22 protein-coding genes, 1 other RNA gene, 2 pseudogenes and 1 other annotated feature are annotated in these 23,094 nt (G+C 43.0%); of the genes and pseudogenes, 21 read left to right on the forward strand and 4 right to left on the reverse strand.

Going from position 1 to position 23,094, the window contains the following annotated elements:
* Positions 1 to 73 precede the first annotated feature (73 nt).
* The 3 genes and pseudogenes from AWM75_RS08945 to budC form a co-directional block, all read left to right on the forward strand.
* Positions 74 to 661, forward strand: a pseudogene (locus tag AWM75_RS08945) (GntR family transcriptional regulator); the annotation flags it as partial.
* A gap of 216 nt (positions 662 to 877) precedes the next feature.
* Positions 878 to 1,720, forward strand: a pseudogene (citG, locus tag AWM75_RS08950) (triphosphoribosyl-dephospho-CoA synthase CitG); the annotation flags it as partial.
* A 47-nt stretch (positions 1,721 to 1,767) separates the two neighbouring features.
* Entirely contained in the window at positions 1,768 to 2,514 is a 747-nt protein-coding gene (gene budC, locus AWM75_RS07065) for a meso-2,3-butanediol dehydrogenase (protein WP_067980071.1), read from the forward strand.
* A gap of 86 nt (positions 2,515 to 2,600) precedes the next feature.
* Here the strand turns inward: budC and AWM75_RS07070 are convergent, their stop codons facing one another.
* Positions 2,601 to 3,944: a CitMHS family transporter gene (locus AWM75_RS07070; RefSeq protein WP_067980073.1), complete on the reverse strand. Its 1,344-nt coding sequence runs from the start codon at positions 3,942 to 3,944 to the stop codon at positions 2,601 to 2,603.
* Positions 3,945 to 4,225: 281 nt separating this feature from the next.
* Here AWM75_RS07070 and AWM75_RS07075 point away from each other — a divergent pair, with 281 nt between their 5' ends.
* The 11 genes from AWM75_RS07075 (at position 4,226) to AWM75_RS07120 (ending at position 13,364) form a co-directional block, all read left to right on the forward strand.
* On the forward strand, positions 4,226 to 4,564 hold the full coding sequence (locus AWM75_RS07075; protein ID WP_067980076.1) for a hypothetical protein: 339 nt from the start codon (positions 4,226 to 4,228) through the stop codon (positions 4,562 to 4,564).
* 15 nt (positions 4,565 to 4,579) lie between these two features.
* On the forward strand, positions 4,580 to 4,999 hold the full coding sequence (locus tag AWM75_RS07080; protein ID WP_067980079.1) for a biotin/lipoyl-containing protein: 420 nt from the start codon (positions 4,580 to 4,582) through the stop codon (positions 4,997 to 4,999).
* Between the two features lie 16 nt (positions 5,000 to 5,015).
* Positions 5,016 to 6,131: a sodium ion-translocating decarboxylase subunit beta gene (locus AWM75_RS07085; RefSeq protein ID WP_067980083.1), complete on the forward strand. Its 1,116-nt coding sequence runs from the start codon at positions 5,016 to 5,018 to the stop codon at positions 6,129 to 6,131.
* Positions 6,132 to 6,159: 28 nt separating this feature from the next.
* On the forward strand, positions 6,160 to 6,294 hold the full coding sequence (locus AWM75_RS08885; protein WP_252100468.1) for an OadG-related small transporter subunit: 135 nt from the start codon (positions 6,160 to 6,162) through the stop codon (positions 6,292 to 6,294).
* 35 nt (positions 6,295 to 6,329) lie between these two features.
* Complete coding sequence (gene citC / locus AWM75_RS07090; protein ID WP_067980087.1) at positions 6,330 to 7,337, forward strand: [citrate (pro-3S)-lyase] ligase; 1,008 nt, start codon at positions 6,330 to 6,332, stop codon at positions 7,335 to 7,337.
* Complete coding sequence (gene citX / locus AWM75_RS07095; protein ID WP_067980091.1) at positions 7,330 to 7,908, forward strand: citrate lyase holo-[acyl-carrier protein] synthase; 579 nt, start codon at positions 7,330 to 7,332, stop codon at positions 7,906 to 7,908. The genes citC and citX overlap by 8 nt, the downstream gene beginning before the upstream one ends.
* Positions 7,892 to 9,286, forward strand: coding sequence for an oxaloacetate decarboxylase subunit alpha (locus AWM75_RS07100; RefSeq protein WP_067980095.1), 1,395 nt, complete (start codon positions 7,892 to 7,894; stop codon positions 9,284 to 9,286). Before citX ends, AWM75_RS07100 begins: the two co-directional genes overlap by 17 nt.
* Positions 9,287 to 9,554: 268 nt before the next feature.
* Entirely contained in the window at positions 9,555 to 10,376 is an 822-nt protein-coding gene (gene mreC, locus AWM75_RS07105) for a rod shape-determining protein MreC (protein ID WP_235585064.1), read from the forward strand.
* The gene (mreD, locus tag AWM75_RS07110) at positions 10,369 to 10,887 is read left to right on the forward strand and encodes a rod shape-determining protein MreD (RefSeq protein ID WP_067980098.1); all 519 of its coding nucleotides are present in this window, start codon (positions 10,369 to 10,371) and stop codon (positions 10,885 to 10,887) included. Before mreC ends, mreD begins: the two co-directional genes overlap by 8 nt.
* Before the next feature lie 326 nt (positions 10,888 to 11,213).
* Positions 11,214 to 12,683 (forward strand): ABC transporter permease subunit, encoded by a 1,470-nt coding sequence (locus tag AWM75_RS08915; protein WP_074572534.1) that lies wholly within the window; start codon positions 11,214 to 11,216, stop codon positions 12,681 to 12,683.
* Between the two features lie 9 nt (positions 12,684 to 12,692).
* A complete protein-coding gene (locus tag AWM75_RS07120; RefSeq protein WP_067980100.1) occupies positions 12,693 to 13,364 on the forward strand; it encodes an amino acid ABC transporter ATP-binding protein in 672 nt (223 codons plus the stop codon).
* A 38-nt stretch (positions 13,365 to 13,402) separates the two neighbouring features.
* Here the strand turns inward: AWM75_RS07120 and AWM75_RS07125 are convergent, their stop codons facing one another.
* Positions 13,403 to 14,884, reverse strand: a complete 1,482-nt coding sequence (locus tag AWM75_RS07125) for a helix-turn-helix domain-containing protein (protein ID WP_067980103.1) — start codon at positions 14,882 to 14,884, stop codon at positions 13,403 to 13,405.
* Positions 14,885 to 15,034: 150 nt separating this feature from the next.
* Positions 15,035 to 15,109, forward strand: a sequence feature (ribosomal protein L21 leader region).
* A gap of 14 nt (positions 15,110 to 15,123) precedes the next feature.
* Between AWM75_RS07125 and rplU the strand changes: the two genes are divergently transcribed.
* The 6 genes from rplU (at position 15,124) to AWM75_RS07155 (ending at position 19,018) form a co-directional block, all read left to right on the forward strand.
* Positions 15,124 to 15,432 carry a 50S ribosomal protein L21 gene (rplU, locus tag AWM75_RS07130; protein WP_067980108.1) on the forward strand — a complete coding sequence of 103 codons (309 nt, stop codon included), beginning with the start codon at positions 15,124 to 15,126 and terminating at the stop codon, positions 15,430 to 15,432.
* Between the two features lie 2 nt (positions 15,433 to 15,434).
* The gene (locus tag AWM75_RS07135) at positions 15,435 to 15,779 is read left to right on the forward strand and encodes a ribosomal-processing cysteine protease Prp (RefSeq protein WP_067980112.1); all 345 of its coding nucleotides are present in this window, start codon (positions 15,435 to 15,437) and stop codon (positions 15,777 to 15,779) included.
* Positions 15,780 to 15,792: 13 nt separating this feature from the next.
* Entirely contained in the window at positions 15,793 to 16,083 is a 291-nt protein-coding gene (rpmA, locus tag AWM75_RS07140) for a 50S ribosomal protein L27 (RefSeq protein WP_067980115.1), read from the forward strand.
* Positions 16,084 to 16,265: 182 nt separating this feature from the next.
* Positions 16,266 to 17,276, forward strand: a complete 1,011-nt coding sequence (locus tag AWM75_RS07145) for a class I SAM-dependent methyltransferase (protein WP_067980119.1) — start codon at positions 16,266 to 16,268, stop codon at positions 17,274 to 17,276.
* A gap of 49 nt (positions 17,277 to 17,325) precedes the next feature.
* The gene (locus tag AWM75_RS07150) at positions 17,326 to 18,516 is read left to right on the forward strand and encodes an acetate/propionate family kinase (protein ID WP_067980121.1); all 1,191 of its coding nucleotides are present in this window, start codon (positions 17,326 to 17,328) and stop codon (positions 18,514 to 18,516) included.
* 40 nt (positions 18,517 to 18,556) lie between these two features.
* Complete coding sequence (locus AWM75_RS07155) at positions 18,557 to 19,018, forward strand: universal stress protein (protein ID WP_067980124.1); 462 nt, start codon at positions 18,557 to 18,559, stop codon at positions 19,016 to 19,018.
* 97 nt (positions 19,019 to 19,115) lie between these two features.
* Here AWM75_RS07155 and ssrS read toward each other — a convergent pair.
* Together ssrS and AWM75_RS07165 are read right to left on the reverse strand one after the other, a co-directional pair.
* A non-coding RNA gene (ssrS, locus tag AWM75_RS07160) (6S RNA) lies at positions 19,116 to 19,302 on the reverse strand.
* Positions 19,303 to 19,361: 59 nt separating this feature from the next.
* The gene (locus AWM75_RS07165; RefSeq protein WP_067980126.1) at positions 19,362 to 20,633 is read right to left on the reverse strand and encodes a replication-associated recombination protein A; all 1,272 of its coding nucleotides are present in this window, start codon (positions 20,631 to 20,633) and stop codon (positions 19,362 to 19,364) included.
* Between the two features lie 146 nt (positions 20,634 to 20,779).
* On the opposite strand from AWM75_RS07165, the gene gshAB reads away from it, so the two are divergent.
* On the forward strand, positions 20,780 to 23,086 hold the full coding sequence (gene gshAB, locus AWM75_RS07170; protein ID WP_067980129.1) for a bifunctional glutamate--cysteine ligase GshA/glutathione synthetase GshB: 2,307 nt from the start codon (positions 20,780 to 20,782) through the stop codon (positions 23,084 to 23,086).
* Positions 23,087 to 23,094 lie beyond the last annotated feature (8 nt).

The raw sequence follows: 23,094 nt of genomic DNA on the forward strand, positions 1-23,094 counted from the left end.
GGCAAGCCTGCTGTCTTAGGAAGCGGGCTTGCCTTATTTTTATTTTAGAAAATGATGTAGGGACGGTGAAATTATGGAAAAATTTGCCTATTTGCAAGAATATATTCAAAAAGGATCCAAGCGGGGCGGGACGACACTCAGCCAAATCGTTTTTGAAGCCTTGCGGGTAGCGATCCTAGCCGGCCAAATTCCAGTCGGCGAACGAATTAATGAAAAGGTTTATGCTGATCAATTGAATATTTCGCGGACACCTATTCGTGATGCCCTTCGTCGGTTAGAAGATGAAGATTTAGTAGAATATATTCCGCGCGTGGGAGTAACTGTTAAGAAATTTACCGTTAAAGATGTTCAGGAAATTTTTCAACTTCGTCAAGCCTTAGATTATTTAGCGACGATTAGTGCCGCACAAAATATGACTAATGAACAGTTTGATGATATGGAAGCTAATTTTAAATCTTCTGAGCTAGCATATGACCAAGCAGACGATGAGGCCCTCAACCGTTTGTTTGGTGAATTTAATAACTATATATACAGTTATGCTGATATGCCACGCTTATATGGCATTGTCAAAAGGTTACGTGAATACCTGGATCGTTTCCGCCGCATTTCCTTAGAAGGAGACCAAAGACGGCGAAAAGCCTTGGATGAGCACTGGCTTATTTATCGCTATATGCGGGCCCGAGATTTTGACAAAATTAAGGTGATTGTGACTAACCATTTGATGGAAGCTGAATACCACATCGCTCAAGTTATCAGCCAAGATTTAGAGATTAGTCTAGACCAACCCAGTCAACTCGTTATGGGTCAACTGTTAGTTTACAATCAGCAAGCGACTGAGAATAATCAACAAATTTGTGACCAAGAAAACCTAGTCAAAGACTTGAGCAATTTGGCTCTAGAAAGTGTGTTGGAGGAGGCTAGCCTTACCCCAAAACCTGGCTTGGTTGATGCTCTTGATGCAGGGGCTCATGATGATATGGATTTAACTACCTTTATTCGGTCTAGTTTATCCTTGCAAGCTTATTTTGAGGCCGCTGCGCAACTGGGATATGCTGATAAGTCGGCCAAAGCCATTTTTAACAGTTTGCGTCAGCTAGGCATTGAAGCCGAGCAGTCTATGTTTGCAGCTACTCAAGGTGTTAACACCCACAAGGGCGTCATCTTTAATATGGGTGTATTTTTAACTGCTAGTACAGCTTGTTTACGCGATTATGGTCAAGCTAATTTATCTAGCCAAGCATTTTTAGCCAAGGTCTATGCCTACTTACGACAAATGTTAGCTGGGCTGATTACTAATGATTGGCAAGATTTGGCTAGTAAAGAGAAGCTAACGCATGGAGAACGGGTCTATCTAGAACATGGTATTGCCGGCATCAGACGCGAGGCTGAGCTAGGCTATCCTACTGTTCAGGCCGGCTTTTATCAGTATCAGTTATTTAAAAAGAGTCATCCAAAAACTGCCAAAATCCGTTGCTTAATTTATTTGATGGCTTATGTAGAAGACACTAATGTCATCAAGCGGGGAGGTATGATGGGCTATAACTGGTTGCAGGTTTCTTGTCGTAATTTGACAGCTGCTAACCTAGATGACCAGGCTTTCCTTGACCAGGTTAACCACCTCAATAAAACCTGCAAGCGCCGTTGGATAAGTCCGGGTGGAGCAGCTGATTTATTGAGTGTCGTTTTATATTTGGATAAGTTTACAGACTTTCTTGCTTAAAGATGTTAGAATAATAGTGTAATTACATATGAAATGGAGTCGATACAATGTTATTAACAGGTAAGGTAGCAATTATCACTGGCGCTGGTTCTGGTTTTGGTAAAGCTTCAGCAGATCGTTTCGGCCAGGAAGGTGCCAAACTCGTTTTAGTCGATATTAACCAGGCTGATTTAGATGCAACAGTCGCAGAATTTGAAGGCAAAGGTTATGATGTGTTTGGTATTGTTGCTGATGTCAGTGTTGAAGCCAATGTCCAAGCCTTTATTGAAGATGCTGTGGCCCATTTTGGTCAATTAGACATCATCTTTAATAATGCAGGTATTTACCACTATGGCAATGCGGAACAATTACCAACTGAACAGTGGCAACAAGCAGTAGCGATTAACCAAACGGCTATCTTCTGGGCGGCTAAATATGCCATGCCACACTTGAAAAAGAGCCAAGGTACCATGATTAATACGGCTTCAGCTGGCGGCTTAATCGGTTTCCCTGATGCAATTGCTTATGCAGCGACTAAGGGGGCTGTGGTTTCAATGACTAGAGCATTGGCTGTTGACTATGCCAAAGATAAGGTACGGGTGAATGCAATCTGTCCTGGTACGGGTGTCACAGGTATGACTAGTGAACTATTAGAAGACGATCAAGTGGCAGAAGGTTTCTTAGCGCCTATCCCATTAAAACGTTTTGGTCAACCAGAAGATGTGGCTAATGCAGCCCTGTTCTTGGCTAGTGACCAATCTAGCTATATTACTGGCCACTGCCTACCAGTTGATGGTGGCTGGACCATGTCTTAATAGAAAGCTATTAGCTAATAACTAAATTGATATCATAGAAAAAGGCTGGGACCGAAGTCCCAGCCTTTTTAGCTGTCTTAAAAATATTATTGTGGAATATAGATACGCATATGGCCAAGTAAGGCAATTGTTACAACAAAAATCAGAAAGACAACTACTAACCATTTACCAGATTCTTTTTGCCATTCACCCATATCTAGGTCGAGTAGACGAAGTAGTAGATAGATAAAGGCAACTAGTGGACTTAGTAAGTGGAAGGCTTGTCCCATTAGGGAAGCTAGGGCCATTTCCATATTGGTAAAGCCATATGAGGCACCAATCTCTGCAAGTGGTGGTAGGATACCGAAGTAGAAACCATCATTTGAGATAAAGAAGGTACCAGGTGCAGAAACAAGGGCAATCACAAGAGCCCAAACTGAACCTAATTGTTGTGGAATAATATGGATAAAGCTTTGTGCTAGCGCATCAGCCATACCTGAGCCTTGGAATAGACCCATGAAGATACCAGCACCAAATACTAAGATAACAACAGAAACAGCATCACCAGCGTTGTCAGCAATCCGTTTACCTTGGTCTTTAAGGTTAGGATAGTTAACCACCAGAGCGATACAGGTACCAACCATGAAGAGTAGGACTGATGGCAATTCTAGACTCTCAACAAATGAACCAGTGATTAACCAGCCGACTAAGATAATCGTTAGAATTAGGTTGAACCACCAATTTTGTGGTCGACGAATAGCTACTAGCTCTGGATCAGTAATATTGGTTAATTCTTCAACTTCTGCTTCAGAGAATTCAACAATACCTAAACGTTCTCTTTCGCGACGCCCCATAGTTGGAGCAACAATAAAGATAACGTAAAGAAGTGAGATAATCATGCCAGGGAAGAGGTAGGCTAGGATATCAGCGCCAACTTCCATAACGGCCATGGCCCGAGCAGTTGGGCCGCCCCATGGTAAGAGGTTCATGATTGTGTTTTGCATAATAATCAAAACACCAAGGTTCATCACCCGCATGTTAAGCTTCTTATAAATTGGTAAGAAGGCAGACACACAAATCAGGGTCGTAGTTGTACCGTCACCGTTTAAAGAGACCGCAGCTGCTACAACAGCAGTAGCCATTAAGACCTTGAGTGGGTCACCGCCAGCAAAGCGAATCATGGCTGCTGTGATGGGGTCGAAAAGACCTGCGTCAAGCATGATTGAGAAATAGAGAATTGCGAATAATAGCATAATCCCAGTATTAGCAGTTGTGGCCACCCCATCCATTACCCAAGTGGCGATGTCTGTATCAGGGGAAGCACCAGTGACCATGGCAATCACGGCAAAAACTAGAGGGACAAGAACTAAGGCAGTAAAGGGCGTCATCTTTTTCTTCAAAATAACGTACATGAAGACGATGATCATTGCCCATGATAAAAAGGTAATCATATTTTCTCCTCCAAATATTTAATTTTCTATACGACTTAATCCTGCGCTTAAGTCAAGTTTATGGTTTATAGGCTGACCTCCTTAAAAAATATTTAATTTATATGTTTAGGTTAATAGATTGGAAACGCTTTATCAAGCTTAATCTTTACAAAAACATTAGAAAAACAATCTGTGAAATAATATACAAATGCCCATAAATTGAACAAGGAAAAAACAACCTAATTGCCAAATTTTTGTCATAATAGGATTAGAAAGCGTTTTAAAAAAGGGAGGTAGTAGATGTGGGATTGTTTGATTGGTTGACTTCCCGTTCCAAAGAAGAAGTTACCACGCCTGAGCCAGTAGCTAAACAAGCTAAGCAACCAGCCAGTCCCCCAGCGCCAAAAGAAGAGCCAGTCAGCTTTGATGATTTGGCCTGGGAACCAGGTGAGTATGAGGAAGTTGCTGCGATTGCCGCGGCTTGTTTAACTGAAAGTCGTCCCCAGGCAGACTTTCATATTCGTCGGATTGAAAAGCTTGACCCTGACATTGATGCGGTAGCTGCAATAGCAGCTGCAGTGCTAGCTCATGACCAGGCAGATAGCCAATTTCATATAAAAACTGTCACTAGAATTAAATAAAAAGGAGAATCGATTATGTTAAGAAAGTTTCGTATTCGTTTAAACGATAAAGAGTATATGGTAGAAATGGAAGAATTGACACCGGGTACTAGCTTTGCGCCACCTGCGCAACCAGCTCCAGCTAGCCAACCAGCAGCTGAGCAAGCACCAGCCACAGCAGCCATGGCGACATCTAGTCCAGAACCTGCTGGTCCCGCCCCATCTAGTCAACCGGGTGCCGGTCAAGAAGTGACTTCGCCAATGCCTGGTACTATTCTTGATATTATGGTAGCTGAGGGTGACCAGGTTAATGAAGACCAACCAGTCTTAATACTAGAAGCCATGAAGATGGAAAACCAGATCGTAGCCCCATTAGCTGGCCGGGTGACGTCTATTCTTGTTACTAAGGGACAAGCAGTCGATGTATCTGAGCTATTGTTCACAATTGAAGGTTAATCAGGAGGAGAAATAGATGGAAGCATTATTTGAAGGAATCCTGTCGGTTTCTTGGCAACAGCTGGTTATGATGGCTATCGGTTGTGTCTTGATGTATTTAGGGATTAAGAAAGAATATGAACCGACCCTGTTGGTGCCAATGGGGCTAGGAACTATTTTGGTTAATATTCCAAATACAGGGATGATTACTCAAGGGCCGGGTAGTCCAGTTGGGGTCTTAGATGTTCTCTTTGAAGCAGGTATTGAAACAGAGCTATTCCCCTTACTAATTTTTATTGGGATTGGTGCTATGATTGATTTTGGCCCATTATTACAAAATCCAACCATGTTATTCTTTGGGGCCGCAGCTCAATTTGGTATTTTCTTTACAATTTTTGTAGCTTTATTTGCCGGTTTTTCACTTGAACAATCAGCATCAATCGGTATAATCGGTGCGGCGGATGGCCCAACTTCAGTTTTTGTTGCCAACCAGCTAGCCCCGGACCTCTTAGGACCGATTACGGTTGCTGCCTATTCTTACATGGCCTTGGTACCAATTATTCAGCCACCAGCTATTAAGTTAGTAACCACTGAAAATGAACGTAAAATCCGGATGAAATATAAGGCTGAAAATGTATCACGTCTGACAAAAATTCTTTTCCCAATTATCATTACGCTAGTTGCTGGTTTTATCGCCCCAGCTTCCCTACCCCTAGTTGGTTTCTTAATGTTTGGTAACTTGATGCGGGAGTGTGGTGTTTTAGATCGTCTATCTGAAACCGCCCAAAACGAATTGGTTAACTTGGTAACTATCTTACTAGGTATTACCATTGCCAAAACAATGACCGCTGACCAATTCTTAAACTTGCAAACCTTGATGATTATTGGCTTTGGTTTAGTGGCCTTCATTATGGACTCTATTGGTGGTGTCCTATTCTGTAAAGTAGTCAATATTTTCCGTAAAGAGAAAATCAACCCAATGATTGGGGCAGCTGGTATTTCAGCCTTCCCTATGTCATCACGGGTAGTACAAAGACTAGCTACTGAAGCTGATCCGCAAAACTTTGTCCTAAACTATTCTATTTCTGCCAACGTTGCTGGCCAAATTGGTTCCGTTGTCGCCGGTGGTTTAATCTTAGGATATTTCGTATAATTTAGGCATAATAGATAGGAGTATAAGAATGAGTCCAGAATTACAAGCAAACTTCCAGGCAGCCTTGGAAATCTTTGTGGTTGGTTGGGGTGGCATCTTCGTGGTCATGGCAGCCTTGCTGTTGGCCATTAAGATCCTACTTAACGTATTTAAAGAACAGTAAAGGGATTGATAACTATCGAACTAGTAGTAAGACAAATGTGGGTTGAGCGATCATCATTTGATCGTCAGGCCTGGCTTAACTTGTTGACCAGTGCCGGACTAAGACCCGAAGCCCAGTTAGATGAAACCATTGGTCTTTATGATGGAGACCGATTGGTAGCGACGGGGTCGCTGCAAGCGAATGTTATGAAATGTTTGGTGGTCTGCCAAGCTTATAAGGGTGGCGCTGTGATGAACCAGTTGGTAACGGAGTTACTAAACCGTATCTACCAAAAAGGGTATCAAAAGGCTTTTGTCTATACTAAACCTAGCTCGGCCCAATCCTTTAGCCATTTGAATTTTAATACTCTGATTGCGACTGATCAGGTTGTCTTTATGGAAAGGGCAACAAACGGCTTCGATGACTATTTAGCTAGGCTTGGTCAAGATAGACCAAGTGGCGAGCGGATAGGGGCAATCGTAATGAACGCTAACCCTCTGACTAGGGGCCATCTTTATTTGATCGAATCAGCTAGAAGCCAGTGTGATATCGTACATGTTTTTGTCTTGTCAGAAGACCGATCACTTTTTCCAAGTCGGGTACGTTATCAGTTAGTCAAGGAAGCTTGCCAGGCTTGGCCAGATGTCTATGTGCATACAACTGATGATTACATGGTGTCACAAGCAACTTTTCCAGCCTATTTTCTGGCTGAGGATAAGTCAGTTACCCAAGCCCAGGCTGAGGTTGACGCTATGCTTTTCCGCGACCGCATTGCCCCAGTATTAGGCATTACTGACCGATTTGTCGGTACCGAGCCTTATTCAGAAAAAACAGCAATTTACAACCAAGCCATGGCAGCCTGTTTTGGTCAAGCTATTAACCTACATGTTATTCCACGTTTAGCTACCGACCAGGCAGAAGATTTTATTTCCGCCACTAAGGTACGAGAAAAGTTTCTGGCTGGAGATCTGGCAGGCCTGCAGGTATATCTACCGCAAGTTACCTATGATTTTCTTCAGTCACCAGCTGGGCAAGCTATTAGAGAGCAGGTTTTAAGTGATTGATGACTATTTAAAAGCTCTGGCTAGTGGACCAGAGGTTGGCTTGGACCAGGTTCTAGCTAGCCGGGAGGCGCGCGCTAGTTGGCAAGAAAAATGTTTGAATCAACATCCAAAAGGCTCACTAATTGCTTTAAAGCTTAATATAGTGGGTCCGGTAAAAAATAACGACCTAATCGCTAAAATATTTGCCTTAGCCCAGGCTGATCTCGAAGCTAGCTTACAAGCAGCCGGTTTGACCTATCAAAGTACAGCAATGGCTGATTTGGAAACTGGTCCTGAGGCCTTTTATCTGGTAAATGCAGCTGGTAACCAGGTCAAGAAATTGACAATGGAGCTAGAAAATCAGTTACCTTTGGCCCGTCTCTACGACCTAGACGTATTAGTGAATCATGCGGGTCAAGTGCAGGCCTTAAGTCGTCAAGATTTTGGCCAGTCGGCAAGAAGTTGCCTAGTGTGTGGCCAGGATGCTAAGGCTTGCGGTCGCAGTCGAAAACATGACCTGTCTATTATTAGACAGGCCATGGTTAAATTAATAGAAAAGGACGGGAGACTAGCAAATGTCGAAACAAATTAAAATAGTTGAAACAGTTCTCCGGGATGGCCACCAATCTTTGGCGGCGACTCGGATGTCGACTGAACAGATGATACCTATTCTAGAGCAAATGGACCAGGCTGGTTACTATGCTTTGGAATGCTGGGGTGGGGCTACCTTTGATGCAGCCTTACGCTTTTTAAACGAAGACCCTTGGGAGCGGCTACGCTTAATTCGTAAACATACCCCTAATACAAAATTACAAATGCTTTTGCGGGGCCAAAACCTGCTAGGCTATCGTAATTATCCAGATGATGTGGTAGAGCGATTTATCCAAAAATCAATCGAAAATGGTATTGATATTATTCGGGTTTTTGACGCTCTTAATGACCTACGTAATTTAGAAACGGCTTTTGCTGCAACTAAAAAATATGGTGGTCACTTGCAAGCAACCATTTGCTTTACGACTTCAGAAGTGCATATTGATGACTATTTTGTGGATCTTGCAGTTAAAATGAGTCGTATGGGTGCTGATTCCATCTGCGTTAAAGATATGGCGGGTATTTTAACCCCGCAACGGGCCTATGACCTTGTCAGCAAAATCAAAGCAGTTGTCAGCTTACCACTTGAAGTCCATACTCATGCTACTGCAGGCACCGTTTCAATGACTTATCTAAAAGCAATTGAAGCTGGCTGTGATATTATTGATACGGCTATTTCTCCATTTGCTGGTGGTACTAGCCAACCAGCGACTGAGAGCTTGCATGTGGCCCTGACCGAAATGGGTTACGATGATGGTTTGGATACCGATACGCTGGGTGAAATTGCAGATTACTTCAGTGGAATCCGCGATGATTTTAGGGCTGAAGGACTGATTAACCCACGGGTCATGGAAGTTGTTCCTGAAACCTTATTATATCAAGTGCCAGGCGGTATGTTATCTAACCTCTTGTCGCAATTAGACCAAGCGGGCCAGGCTGATAAGTTTACCGAAGTCCTTAAAGAGGTGCCGCGCGTCCGGGCTGACCTGGGTTATCCACCGCTAGTGACGCCATTATCACAGATGGTTGGTACCCAATCAGTTATGAATGTCCTGACTGGTGAACGGTACAAGATGGTTCCTAATGAGATTAAGGATTATGTCAAAGGCTATTATGGTAAATCACCAGCGCCAATCAGTGCTGACATTCGCCAACAAATTATTGGTGATGAAGAGGTCATCACGCAAAGACCAGCTGACCTATTAGCACCTGGTTACGATAAGGCCAAGCAAGAACTTGGCGACCTAGCTGAATCAGCGGAAGATGTTTTATCTTATATTGCTTTCCCACAACCAGCTTTGGACTTCCTTAATCGTCGCCGTGATCCATGGTATGATGTGCCTGTTCAAGAGGTTACGGTTACCTTGGATCCGCAATAATGGCTGTTAGCTAAATAATTACCCCTTAAAAACTAAACTGATATGTTTAGGCTGGTAAAAACGTCCCTGCGTTTGCGCAGGGACGTTTTAATTAACTATCGCTTTTTCTAGTAATTGTAATAAAACTTTTTTGACTAAACTTTCTTATCTTGCGTCAATCATGTTATAATAGGTCATATTGTTTAGGAAAGGGTCGATGATGGTGCGCCAGTTTTTAGCCAACCGAAAAATATTGGTTATACTTTTTAGTGTTATCACCTCTTTGAGTATGATTGCTTACTCAATTTTTGGCCAGGGTGGCATGCCCACTCCGATACGTTGGGTCAACGATACGACTGCGATTGCAGCTCGGACGATTTCCCGACCAACCAATGCTTTGTTAGGGCTTTGGGATACTGTTGAGGATATTAAGAATGCTTATGTTGAAAATCAACATTTAAAAGAAAAGATTGGTGCCTTACAAAGCTTGCAGGCTCAAAATGCCCAATTAAAGGCTGAAAATGAAGAAATGGCTAATCTATTAGCTTTGGAACCGACCTTGGTAAACAAGACAGTGATTGCTGGTTCGGTTATTACCCGCACACCTAATAACTGGCTGGATTATTTAACCATCGACTTAGGGTCTAACCACCAAGTTGAAGAGGGCATGTCAGTGGTAGCTGATTCAGGAATGGTTGGCCGTATCGTTGAAGTCGCACCTAACTCAGCTAAAGTCCGATTGATGACAACTGATAATCCGCAATCAATGCAGGTGTCAGCTTCTATACAGTTAGATGGCCGTATTGTCCATGGTATTATTGAATCTTATGACCGGGCCAATAATGAGTTAATTATGACCCAAATTGACCGGGATGCGGATATTAAAAAGGGCAGTTTAGTTGTTTCTAATGGTCTGGGTGGCATTTCTCCAGAAGGCTTACCAATTGGACAAGTGGTGTCTGCCAAAGAAGATGAATTTGGTTTGGCCCAACAGGCTCGTATTAAGCCAGCTGCCGATTATTCAGATATTCGCAAGGTTTTTGTGGTCTTGGAGTCTAACCGCAACCAAGCTACTGGTGAAAATCCAGAGGAGGCTAGCGCAAATGACTAGTTGGTTACGTCGGATTTTTCTGCCTTTTTTGCTACTGTTAGCCATGTTAATTGTGGATGGTGTGGCAGCTAATGTCTTACAAGTGATGCTTCACCATGTATCTTATCTAGTAGTACCAGCTTTTTGCTTAATTACCTTTATTATATTAGCCATCTATACAGAAAGTGATAATTTGTATTATATGGCATTAATTATTGGTTTTTTGTATGATGCCTATTACGCGGGTATCTTAGGAATCAATCTCTTTATTTTCCCGGTCTTTATTTACCTGGCCCGTTATATTTTTCAACGCTTACCACGCAACTTCTTTTCAGTATGGTTAATGACATTATTACTATATTTAAGCTATCAGCTCTTAATCTTTGCGATTTACCGCTTGCTTAACTTTCAGGCTGATCAATTTGCCCACTACTTATTAACCTATCTTTTCCCATCCGTGTTATTCAATGCCTTAATTATTTTTATCTTGCATTGGAGTCTGGAAAAGTTTGCTAGTTGGATTCAATCTTAAAAAGGCTTGCAAAAAAATTAAGACTTGTTTATAATATGATTAATATTTACAAAGCTTCGAATGGAAGAGGTTGTTTGTCGCTTATCTTAGAGAGCCTGGTAGCTGAGAACAGGTATAAGCAGAACATCTACACACCCATGAGCTGGTCACCTAAATGTGATACCGGGTAATGCCGTTAACCATGCTGTCAATTGTTGACACACTGAGGCGATAAGTGTGAGCTTATCGTGAAAAAAGGTGGCACCACATTATTATGTTTCTAATGTCCTTTCGTTTTTACGAAAGGACTTTTTTATTTATTATTTTACAGAAAAGGGGTGAGTGTGATGACTCAACAAAAAATAGGGCAACGATTTATCGTCGCCCTGATGTCATTCGTGTTAGTACTTGGTAAATTGGTGGTGGGAAGCCATCATCTCGTATATGCAGATGAGGCTTTTAAAAATGATCCAACCTATGGCCAATCTTATGTAGTAGGGCTAGATGATACCTTCGCACCCATGGGTTTTCGTGATGGTAATGGTGAATTAGTCGGTTTTGATATAGACTTGGCTAATGAAATTGCTGCTATGTATGACTGGGATTTAACCTTCCAACCAATTGATTGGGGCCTCAAGGAGACAGAGTTAAATTCAGGTAATATCGACATGATTTGGAATGGCTACGGCATCACACCAGAGCGGGAAGATAAGGTACTCTTCTCAGACCCTTATATTGAATCAGGACAGCTGGTGATTTCTAAAGCAGGATCAGGTATTGAGGAACTAGAAGATTTAGCTGGCAAGTCGATGGCCACCCAGTCTGGCTCAACAGCTTTGGAGTTTATGCAGAACTGGCCTAACAATCTTTTCCATCGTCTTGATGGCCCTCCGGTGTTATATCCTTCATATAACCAAGTTTTTGGTGATTTAGATGCTGGCCGGGTGGATGCTGCTTATGCTGGTTCGGTTTATGCCCTTTATGTGCTCAACCAAAAAGGGCTGGAAAACTATACAACCTTTATTGATGAGACCTCTATCGAGCCTATGGGCGTAGGCCTGCGCAAGGGAGATACTGATTTGAAAGCAGCCATTGATCGCGGGATGGCAACCCTTAAGGAAGATGGCCGCTACGATAAGATTTATGCGAAGTGGTTCGGGGAAAATAACCAGGCTAAGGATCGGTCGATTATAAAAGAAATTATGCCATCCTTATTAAATGGTTTGAAGTTGACCGTCTTAATCTTCGTGGTGGTCCTCCTCCTATCTATTCCATTAGGCTTTATTATCGCCATCTTTAGGGTATTTGGTCCTAAATGGTTGCAAGCGATTATTGAAATGTATGTATTTATCATGCGTGGTAGTCCGTTAATGTTACAGTTGATGGTGGTTTTCTTTGGTTTACCTTTTATCGGTGTGACCATGGACCGCTTGCCAGCAGCGCTTTTTGCCTTCGTTATTAATTACGCGGCTTACTTCACTGAAATTTTCCGTGGTGGGATTGCCTCGGTTCCAAAGGGACAATTCGAGTCTATTTCCGTATTAGGTATAGGCCGTTTACGGGGCTTCCGGCGGATTATTCTGCCGCAAGTGATGCGGATTGTTATGCCATCGGTAGGTAATGAGGTCGTTGCGCTAGTTAAAGATACTTCATTAGTATATGTCATCGGTTTAGGTGAATTGCTACGAGCAGGTTCAATTGCGGCTAATAACTATGCCTCGCTGCTACCTTATTTAGCAGTAGGTGTAATTTATCTGATAATGACAGCAATTGTGACCTTATTCTTGAAACAAATCGAAAGTAAAACAGAATGGTAGGTGGTTAGTATGACTTTAACAGTAACTGGCCTATGCAAGGCCTACAACGGTAACCAAGTGATTAGAGACGTCGATTTTTCAATTGCGCCCGGCGAAATTGTAATATTACTAGGGAAATCAGGAACTGGAAAGACGACCTTTATGCGTCTGCTTAACAATCTAGAGGAAGCGGACCGCGGCACCATTAAAATTAATGACGATATCCTCTGCCAAGATAACGGTAAAGAGGCAGTCTATACAGACCGTAACAGTCAGCGCCGCTACCAGAACCAATTAGGAATGGTTTTTCAAGACTATCAACTTTTCCCCAACTTTTCGGTATTAGAAAATTTACTTGAAGCACCTCTGGCCCAAGAGCTAGCTGATAAAGCAAGCCTGACTGACCAGGCCTTAACCCTATTAGCTGGTATGGGCCTGGCTGATAAGGCTGATGTCATGCCATCTACCTTGTCTGGGGGCCAAAAGCAGCGGGTGGCCATTGCTCGGGCTATGATGCTTAGTCCCGATGTGATTTGTTTTGATGAGCCAACTTCAGCCCTAGACCGGCAATCTGCCGACCAGGTTGGTGAATTAATTAAAGATATCGCTAGCCAAGGTAAGGGTATCTTGATCGTGACCCATGATACTAGCTTTGGTGAAAGCTATGGTAGTCGCATTATTTCATCTGAATCATTTTTATAATAAAAAGCTAGTCCGAGTGGGGCTAGCTTTTTAAATTACTATTTCAATTTTGCTTGGTTCCTGACTGCAAGGATAGCGGCCATAATTTGATTTATTTCGTTATAGGTAATAGTTTCTCTGATGGAAATATAGTGGACATGGTCAGCAACTTGAACTGAACTGGCTGATATAATAATATCGGCATCAATGGTTACCATCTGGTCTTGTCCATAGTGGAGCTGGTTGGGCGTCACAAATTCTATGGCTTGACCAAACCAGTAATTCAGATTTTCCTTAATAATATGGATATGAGCTAGGCGAGCGATATTGATAATGGCAATTTTAACTTTAGGAAGTTGGGCTTGGATTTGATAAAAGAAATCTTCCCAAACTGTGGCAGCTGAACTCACAATAATTTGGTGGAGGGCCCGATCTATGCGGAAAAGATTACGCTTACTAGCAGGAACATTTTGGTAGCTAGTAATTAATAAATCAATAACTTTAGGATAATGTTGGCGCAGATCGCTAATGATTATTGCGCTGTGGTTATGCAGGATATACTTGCGGTTGCCAGGATTGGTATTTAGAAAATAAGAATTATGCATTTCTAAGATCACTAGATCTCGATTGGCTAGGGTCATGTTGAATTCTTGGCACACCAAATCCATTTGTTGTACGAACATGGCATTGAGTTGGCTATAGTAGTTATTTTGAGGCAGTTTTTCATGCATTTCAGCAATCGTATAATAAAAATCTCGGGCAACATGCCTGCCAAAAATTTGCTTGGCTAAAGCAGGAGTCATAGCTTGACCAAAGAATTGTTGGAGGCGGTCTAATACTTGGGGACTAAGTTGTTCAATCACTTGTTCCGCCTTATCGGTAAAATCTTCAGTTAAATGACCAGCCTGGTAACGAAAGAAGTTGACCGCTATATAAAAGCGCAGATGGCGGTAATCGATAAAGTAGTCATTATAGTTAATTTCTAGGGCTACGTCTTGAATAAGGTCATCAAAATCCTGTAAGTTAAAAGTAAAGGGCCAATTACTTCCTTCATACTTTTCCATAAAATAATGGGTATAAAAATAACGAATATCAGCTTCTCTACCCTCAAGGCGGTAGGGGCTACGTGAGATTGTAATTGAAAAGTTTGCTTGCAAGACAGATCTAATCTGACTGAGGGTACGCTGGATGGAAGAACGACTAATCGTCATTTGTTTTTCTAAATCATTGATACTACAAGCTTCGTTAAAAAATATATATTCAATCAACTGGTAAGCAGTTGATTGGGCATAGAGGTCATGGAAAAAGGAATCTATATTAATGCCTTCTTGAAATAGAAGCTCTAAGCTTTGGTCAGGTCGAGCTTGGATAGTTAGGTAGGTATAACGATTATTAGTCTCTGTAATTAACTCACTCACTGTGCGCTCAGATAAATTCATTTCCTGAGCAAGATAGCTTAGGTCCAAAGGTTGCTGGTTGTAATAAAATAGCGTAATTAAGGATAAGTGTCTTTGGTCTTGAAGCTTTAGTAGTTCGTGCATCCCAATACCCCCAAATAATGAACGATAATGGTTTTTATTATAGCACATCTAACTGCTTAATTAGCCACAGCCACTGATAGTAAAAAAGCAAGGATAAAAACCTTGACCAGATGGTGTCGTTTTGTTATTATATCAATGTTGTTCTGTGCACCGCAGCTACAACCGCTCGGACTTAAGTCTTAAAACCCGATTTGGGTACTTAAGCTGGCGAGTCTAAGAAAAAAGAAAGGGGTGCGACAATGTACGCAATTATCCAAACAGGTGGTAAACAAGTAAAAGTTGAAGAGGGCCAAGCAATCTATATTGAAAAATTAGAAGCTGAAGCCGGTGAAAAGGTTACTTTTGACCAAGTTGTATTTGTAGGTGGCGACCAAGTTAAGGTGGGAACACCTTTTGTTGAGGGCGCAACTGTAGAAGCGACTGTGGAAAAACAAGGTAAACAAAAGAAAGTAACAACTTTCAAATACTTGAAGAAAAAAGACTCTCACCGCAAGCAAGGTCATCGTCAACCTTATACAAAAGTTGTTATTGATGCCATTAACGCCTAGTTATGATTAATGTCCATTTTTATAAAAAGGGACAGCAATTCGTAGCTTTAGAGATGTCTGGCCATGCTGAATCTGGTCCTTATGGGCAAGACCTAGTATGCGCTGGTGTTTCGGCTTTAACAATTGCCATGGTTAATAACCTTAAGCGCATGAGCCAGCTGGAGCCAATTGTGGAAGCAGACCAAGAGCAAGGGGGTTATCTCTATGTTAGCCTACCGGAAAACTTGTCTCTTGACCAAAAAGAGATTAGTCAGCTCTTGTTCCAACAACTCTTTTTAGCACTAGCTGATGATATGCAGGCAAGCTACGGCGACTTTATTCAGGTTAAAGAAAAAAATATAAATTAGGGAGGCAAACTTAATGTTACAAATGAATTTACAATTCTTCGCGACTAAAAAAGGTGGCGGTTCTACAGCCAACGGTCGTGATTCACAAGCTAAACGTTTAGGCGCTAAACGTGCTGATGGTCAAGAAGTTTCTGGTGGTTCAATTTTATACCGTCAACGTGGTACTAAAATCCATCCAGGTGTTAACGTTGGCCGTGGTGGCGACGATACATTATTCGCTTTAGTTGATGGCGTGGTACGTTTTGAACGTAAGGGCCGCGATCAAAAACAAGTTTCTGTATACCCAGTTGGCGCAGAAGCATAAGCTATTATATCAAGCTTTTGAGCCTTGCTCCGTACCCTATGGAGAAAGTATGGAGAAAATTTTATTAAAGTGCGATGTTTAAATTAAGCATCGCGCTTTTTTTGTGTACAAGTAATCAGAATTTGTGCTGGACAAGTGGTCCTATGTTAAAATTAATGGAAAAGTAAGATTGAGGTGACTTCATGTCTGTGGATAAAATAAAAGAAATGTATGACCTGATTGACCAATCAACCCAAGCCCTCAGCAAGGACCTGGACTTCTCCTATTTAGAGGCCTTGCATGAAAGTTTGCAAAATCTGGCTTTGGGTCAGACCCAGCAGATAGATGGCCAGCCTGGTGACGACTTGGCTAGGCAGCTAGACCAGGTCTACCAACAAAGTGATTGGCAAAATATGGACAAAGAAGAAATGCGTAAGGCCATCCAAATTGCCTTAATTGAGGGTAGTAAAAAGGATCAATTGCCGGCTAATTATCAAACTACTCCAGAAGCCATTGCTATTTTACTAGCCTATATGGCGGTTAAGCTCCTCGCCAACCACGATAAAGACCAGGCCCTATTGGTCTTTGATCCTGTTGCTGGCCAGGCCAACTTGTATGCAGTGGTGGTAGACCATTTACGGAAAAATGGCTTTAAACCCCAAGGTTATCTAAATGATAATGATGACCTCATGCTTTCTTTAGCGGAAAAATCCCTTTACTTACAGGGGGAAGAAGCAAAAATATACCTGGGTGATGCACTACAAAACCTGATGGTGCCGCCAGTTGACTTAGTTGTTGCCGATTTGCCAGTGGGTTACTATCCAGTTGACCAGGTAGCAACTAGCTACCAATCAGCTTTTGCATCTGGTCATGCCTACGCCCACTATCTCTTAGTTGAACAGGCCATGAATTATATGAAGGCCAATGCCTGGGGCTTATTTATTGTTCCAGCTCAACTTTTTGAGGAGGAAGCCTCCAGCCACCTGGTAAAAGCCATTAACAGCCAGGGATATTTCCAGGCCTTTCTAAAATTACCGACGAATTTATTTAAGGACCGGCGAGCCCAAAAGGCGATATTAGTCGTACAGAAGGCTGGCGACCAGGCCAAACAAGCAAGTAATGTCCTGATTGGGGACCTGCCGAGCTTAAAGGATGAGAAAAGAATGCTGGATTTTGTAAACAGTTTTAGCAAGTGGGCCCAAGATTTGCTATAATGTAATTAAGGCTTATGTAAGCGAATTAAAAAGCAAAAGGAGTATTAATATGTCAAAAAAAGTCTTTGCCATTAATGCTGGTTCTTCTAGTTTAAAATTCTCTATCTATGAAGTACCTTCAGAAGAAGTAATCTCGTCAGGTTTAATTGAAAGAATTGGTTTAGCTGATTCACTTGTAACCATTAAATATGATGGCAACAAATTTGAAGATAAGTTAGATATTGCTGACCATGAAATCGCCATTAATTATTTATTAGAAAAATTAAATGAGTTAGATATCATTGCCGACTACGATGAAATTGCTGGCTCTGGTCACCGTATTGTTGCTGGTGGCGAGCACTTTAAGTCATCAGCCTTATTAGGTGAAGAAGAAATTCAAAAAGTTGAAGATTTAGCTGAATTTGCCCCATTACATAATCCAGCTGAAGCCAAGGTTATTCGGGCTTTCCAAAAATTATTACCTGGCAAACCAACTGTTGGTGTCTTTGATACTTCTTTCCACACTACTATGCCAGAAAAAGCTTACTTGTACTCAGTACCTTACAAGTACTATGAAGACTATCAAGCACGTCGCTATGGCGCGCATGGTACCTCACACAAATATGTGGCACAGCGGGCTGCTGAGTTAGAAGGTAAAAACATCGAAGATTTAAAAATCATTACTTGCCATGTCGGCAATGGTGGTTCAATTACCGCTGTAGATGGTGGTAAATCTGTTGATACATCAATGGGCTTCACACCACTTGCCGGTATTACCATGGGGACTCGGTCTGGTGATGTCGACCCTTCATTATTACAGTACATTATGAAGAAAGAGAATATTGACATCGACCAAATGATCAATATCCTGAACAAGGAATCAGGCCTATTGGGTCTATCAGGTGTTTCTTCTGACATGCGTGATGTTGAAGAAGCAGCTAATGGCGGCAACGAGCGTGCTAAAGTTGCGATTGAAATCTACTATGACCGTGTTAAGAAATATATCGGTCAATACCTAGCTGTTTTAGGCGGCGCCGATGTGATTGTCTTCACTGCTGGTGTTGGTGAAAACTCAATCACTTTCCGTCAAGGCGTCCTTGAAGGCATGGAGTGGGCAGGTATTGAGTTAGACAAAGAAGCTAACCAAACACGGGACGAAGCGAAAATTTCAACAGCATCTTCTAAAGTGGCTGTCTACACCATCCCAACTGACGAAGAATTGATGATTGTACGCGACACAGTTGCGTTAGGTAATATCTAAAATAGCTGATAAATAGATTAGAGTTAAGGAGGAATTAATGATGTTCCAAGAATATAAACACATTTTAGCGCCAATTGATGGGTCTGAAGAGGCTGAATTAGCCTTTAAAAAGGCGATTGAGGTAGCTAAAAGGAACCAGGCATCCTTAACAATTGCTCATATTATTGATACGCGAGCGGTCGCCACACCAGGCGGTTATGAGGGCAATTTTATTGATGATCTAGAGGCGCAAGCTGAAAAATTATTGGCCAGCTACCAAGCTGAAGCGGCGGCGGCCGGCCTTGACCAGGTGACTACTCTGGTGGACTATGGGTCACCCAAGGTTCAAATTGTTAAGCAAATTGTACCAGAAGAGCAGATTGATTTGATTATGCTCGGTGCGACTGGTCTCAATGCGGTAGAGCGACTCTTTATCGGCTCTGTTTCTGATTATGTGATTCGCCACGCACCATGCGATGTCTTGGTTGTCCGTACTGATCTAGAAAATAAAATTAGTGAATAAGCTAAAACCCCGTCAGTTAAATTAATTTAGCTGACGGGGTTTTGTATTCAAAAAAACCGGCAGTTGCCTGCCGGTGAAAATAGTAAAACTATTTATATAGAATACCGATTGTGCCGTGCAAAATCTATCTGTATTGAACCCGCAAGTAATTAGCAGGTGGGAACCACTATCCGACTTTTGCTTTCCTCGTGATAAGGCTTAGCAGCCATCAGAATTCATGGTTCCCTAGATAGTATGATTTGTTCGGTCAACACATTAAGAGGGCACGAACACATCAGTGCTTTCTACATGCTTACTTTACCACGAATAATGACTTGATGCAAGAGCCTGCCACTGGCTAGGATTATTTTCGGTGCTGGCGGTGGTGGTCAAGGGCTTGCTCATACTTACCGGTGTGGACAGCTTGGTAGTAATGTTTACCCCGTAAGGTGTCTGGTAGGTAATCTTGGTCGACATAATGGCCTGGATAGTCATGGGGGAACTTGTAACCGACGCCTCGGCCCAGGTCTTTAGCGCCTTGATAGTGACCGTCACGTAGGTGGTCTGGCACCTGGCCACCCTTGCCTGCTTTAACATCAGCTAAGGCAGCGTCAATAGCTTGGATAGCAGAATTAGACTTGGGGGATAGGGCCAAGTCAATAATAGCATGGGCCAGTGGAATCCTAGCCTCGGGGAGACCGACTTGTTGGGCAGTTTGAACCGCTAAGACGGCTCGTTCACAGGCTTGGGGATTGGCGAGGCCGATATCTTCGTAGGCCGTTACCAAAAGGCGGCGGCAGAGGCTGGTCAAGTCGCCGGCTGCAAGCAGTCTAGCTGCGTAGAGCAGGGCGGCATCAGGGTCTGACCCGCGAATGGACTTTTGCAAAGCAGACACCACATCGTAGTGGAGGTCGCCCTTACTATCGTGGTCAAAGGCCTTCTTCTGCAAGCACTCTTCGGCAATGGCCAGATTAATTTCAATGACGCCCTGGTCATCAGCCGGTGTTGACAGAGCAGCTAGTTCCAGGGCATTAAGACTAGCCCGCAAGTCGCCATTGGCAGCCTGGGCTAGGTGGTCACGCGCATCAGCAGTCAATTTTATATTCATCCCACCCAAACCGCGGTCTTTATCCGCTAGAGCTTGGTCTAGACCTTGGGCAATATCTTCAGCTTTAAGTTTGTGGACTTCAAAAATTTGTGTCCGGGACCGGATGGCTGGATTAATTGCAATATAGGGGTTTTCGGTGGTAGCACCAACCAGGGTAACTAGGCCATTTTCTAGGTGGGGGAGGAGGAAATCTTGCTTGGTTTTATCTAAGCGATGGATTTCATCTAAAAGTAAAATAATACCACCAGAAAACTTAGCTTCATCAACGACCGCCTGGAGGTCTTTTTTAGAATCAGTAGCAGCATTTAGCTGGCGAAAGGCAAGTTTAGTAGATCCTGCTATGGCGGTCGCGATAGAGGTCTTACCCGTACCAGGTGGGCCGTAGAGAATGATAGATGATAGCCGCTTGGCTTCAACCATGCGGCGGATTATTTTGCCCGGGCCTACGAGATGGTTTTGCCCTAAAACTTGGTCAATATTTTGGGGACGCATGCGGTAGGCTAGTGGGGCTTGCTGATTTAGAGACATGGGAGACCTTCTTTCTATAAGTCTAGTATGCCTATCTTAGCACATCTGGTCGTTTTTAAATATGACCCCGCTCAAGGGGAAAAAGTTCAAAGACTGGCAGAATAATGATAAAATATGACCTATAGTTAAGGATGGAGAGGACTGCAATGAACCAATTACAAAAATTTATCACTGATGCGAAAATGAGCCAGCTCTTCCAACAATACTCAATTGGTGTAGAAAAGGAAGGCCATCGGATTAATCCTGATGGTAGTTTGGCGCAAACGCCTCATCCCCCAAGAGTGGATGGGTCCAGCCAAAATGTTTATATCCAGCGAGATTTTGCTGAGTCGCAGCTGGAATTAGTGACGCCGCCAATTACTAATAACCACCAAGTTGTGATGGACTGGTTGCGCGCCATCCATGAGGTGACTAATAGAGCGCTAGACAATGATGAGATGATCTGGCCTTATTCTATGCCACCCGTCCTGCCGGCTGATGACCAAATTAGGGTAGCTGCCCTCGATGATCCGGAGGCAGTTGACTACCGGGAATACCTAGTAGGGGCCTATGGTAAAAAGTTACAGATGATTTCTGGGATCCATTTTAATTTTGAATTAAACGATGACTTTATTCATGCCTACTATCAAGCTCAGGATCCTGACCAAGCAAGGGACTATAAGTCCTTTAAATCAGAATTTTACCTGGCCTTGGCCCGTAAATTCTTACGCTATCAATGGGTGGTAATTTATCTCTTCGGGGCGTCTCCTTATGCCCACGATTCATTCTACCAGCAAGCAAGTGACCGTTTTGACCGACCAGCACGGTCTTTGCGCAATTCGCACTTGGGCTATATTAACAAAGCTGATGTTGATTTTAATTATGATAACCTAATAGACTATGCAGAAACGCTAGCAGCCAATGTGGCTGACGGCCGCCTCTATGCTGAAAAAGAATTCTATTCTAATGTGCGTCTGCGGGGGGCTAACCAGGCCCAGGATTTATTGGAAAAGGGTATCCGCTACTTAGAATTTAGGAATATGGATATTCAGGGTGACCAAGCTTATGGCCTAAGCGAAAGTGATATTGCCTTCATGGCCTACTTTATCCTTTATTTAGTGTGGCTGGATGAGGATCCGGATATGGATGCTGTTAAGCTGGGCATTGATTTAAAAACCCAAGTTGCGGAAGAAGACCCTCGGCAAGAAACGGCCCTCAAGGAAGAAGGCTTAGCTATTGCCCAAGGTATGCGCCAGATGTTAGCGGCTATTGCAGCTCCTGACCAGATTAAGGATCAGCTAGAGCGCGTTTTAGCGCGTTTCGAAGACCACCAGCTCACCCCAGCTGCGCAAATTGTGGCCAAGTACCCAGATGTCGAAGCATGGCTGCAATCGGGCTTAGACTTAGCCAAGGTAGCCCACCAAGATGCGCTCGCTCGTCCTTATGAATTGGGTGGCTTTGCTGATATGGAGCTATCAACGCAAATTATCTTGGCCGACGCCATTCAGTATGGCATTCGCTTTGAAATTATGGACCGCGATGACCAGCTCGTACGTTTTAAATTAGCTGACCATATTGAATATGTGAAAAATGGTAATATTACCAGCAAAGATAGCTATGTCACCCATTACTTGCTAGAAAATAAGGAAGTAACCAAGCAGATTCTAGCTGAGGCGGGTTTTCCTGTGCCCCATTCGGACGCCTATCAGTCGTTAGAGGCGGCTAAGGCGGCGATTGCTCTTTATGAAGACCGACCGATAGTGGTTAAGCCGAAGTCTACTAATATGGGAATTGGCATTTCCGTCTTCAAGCAAGGGGCCCGAGCTGACCAATTGCTACCAGCCTTAGAGGAAGCATTTAAAGAGGACACCAGCGTCATGCTAGAGGATTATTTACCGGGTACTGAATACCGATTTTTTGTCTTAGATGGTAAGTGCTTGGCAGTCTTACTGCGGATTCCAGCCAATGTGGTCGGTGATGGCCAATCAAGTGTGCGTCAATTGGTTGCAGAGAAAAACCAATCCCCTCTTAGAGGTCACGACCACCGGACACCCTTAGAATTTATTCAATTAGGTAATTTAGAAGCTATTACCCTCAACCAGCAGGGGTATGACTTTGATTCGGTGATTCCTGCAGGCGACCGGGTTTACCTCCGTGATAACTCTAATATCTCTACTGGTGGCGACTCAGTAGACGTCACTGACCGTATCCATCCAACTTATAAACAAATTGCTGAAGAGATGGCTAGGGCCCTTGATGTTCAGATTACTGGCTTGGATATCATGATTGATGACCTAGAGCAACCAGCTAATAGTCAACCAGACCAGGTTAACTATGGTTTGATTGAGGCTAATTTTAACCCGATGATGATGATGCATGTTTATCCTGCCCAAGGGCCAGGTGTGCGGGTGACTACAGCCGTTCTGGCTTATCTCTTCCCAGAAAAGGAATTTCCTGATAGTGCGCTAAAATAGAAAGGATT

This window comes from Aerococcus urinaehominis, from assembly GCF_001543245.1.
Lineage (GTDB): Bacteria > Bacillota > Bacilli > Lactobacillales > Aerococcaceae > Aerococcus > Aerococcus urinaehominis.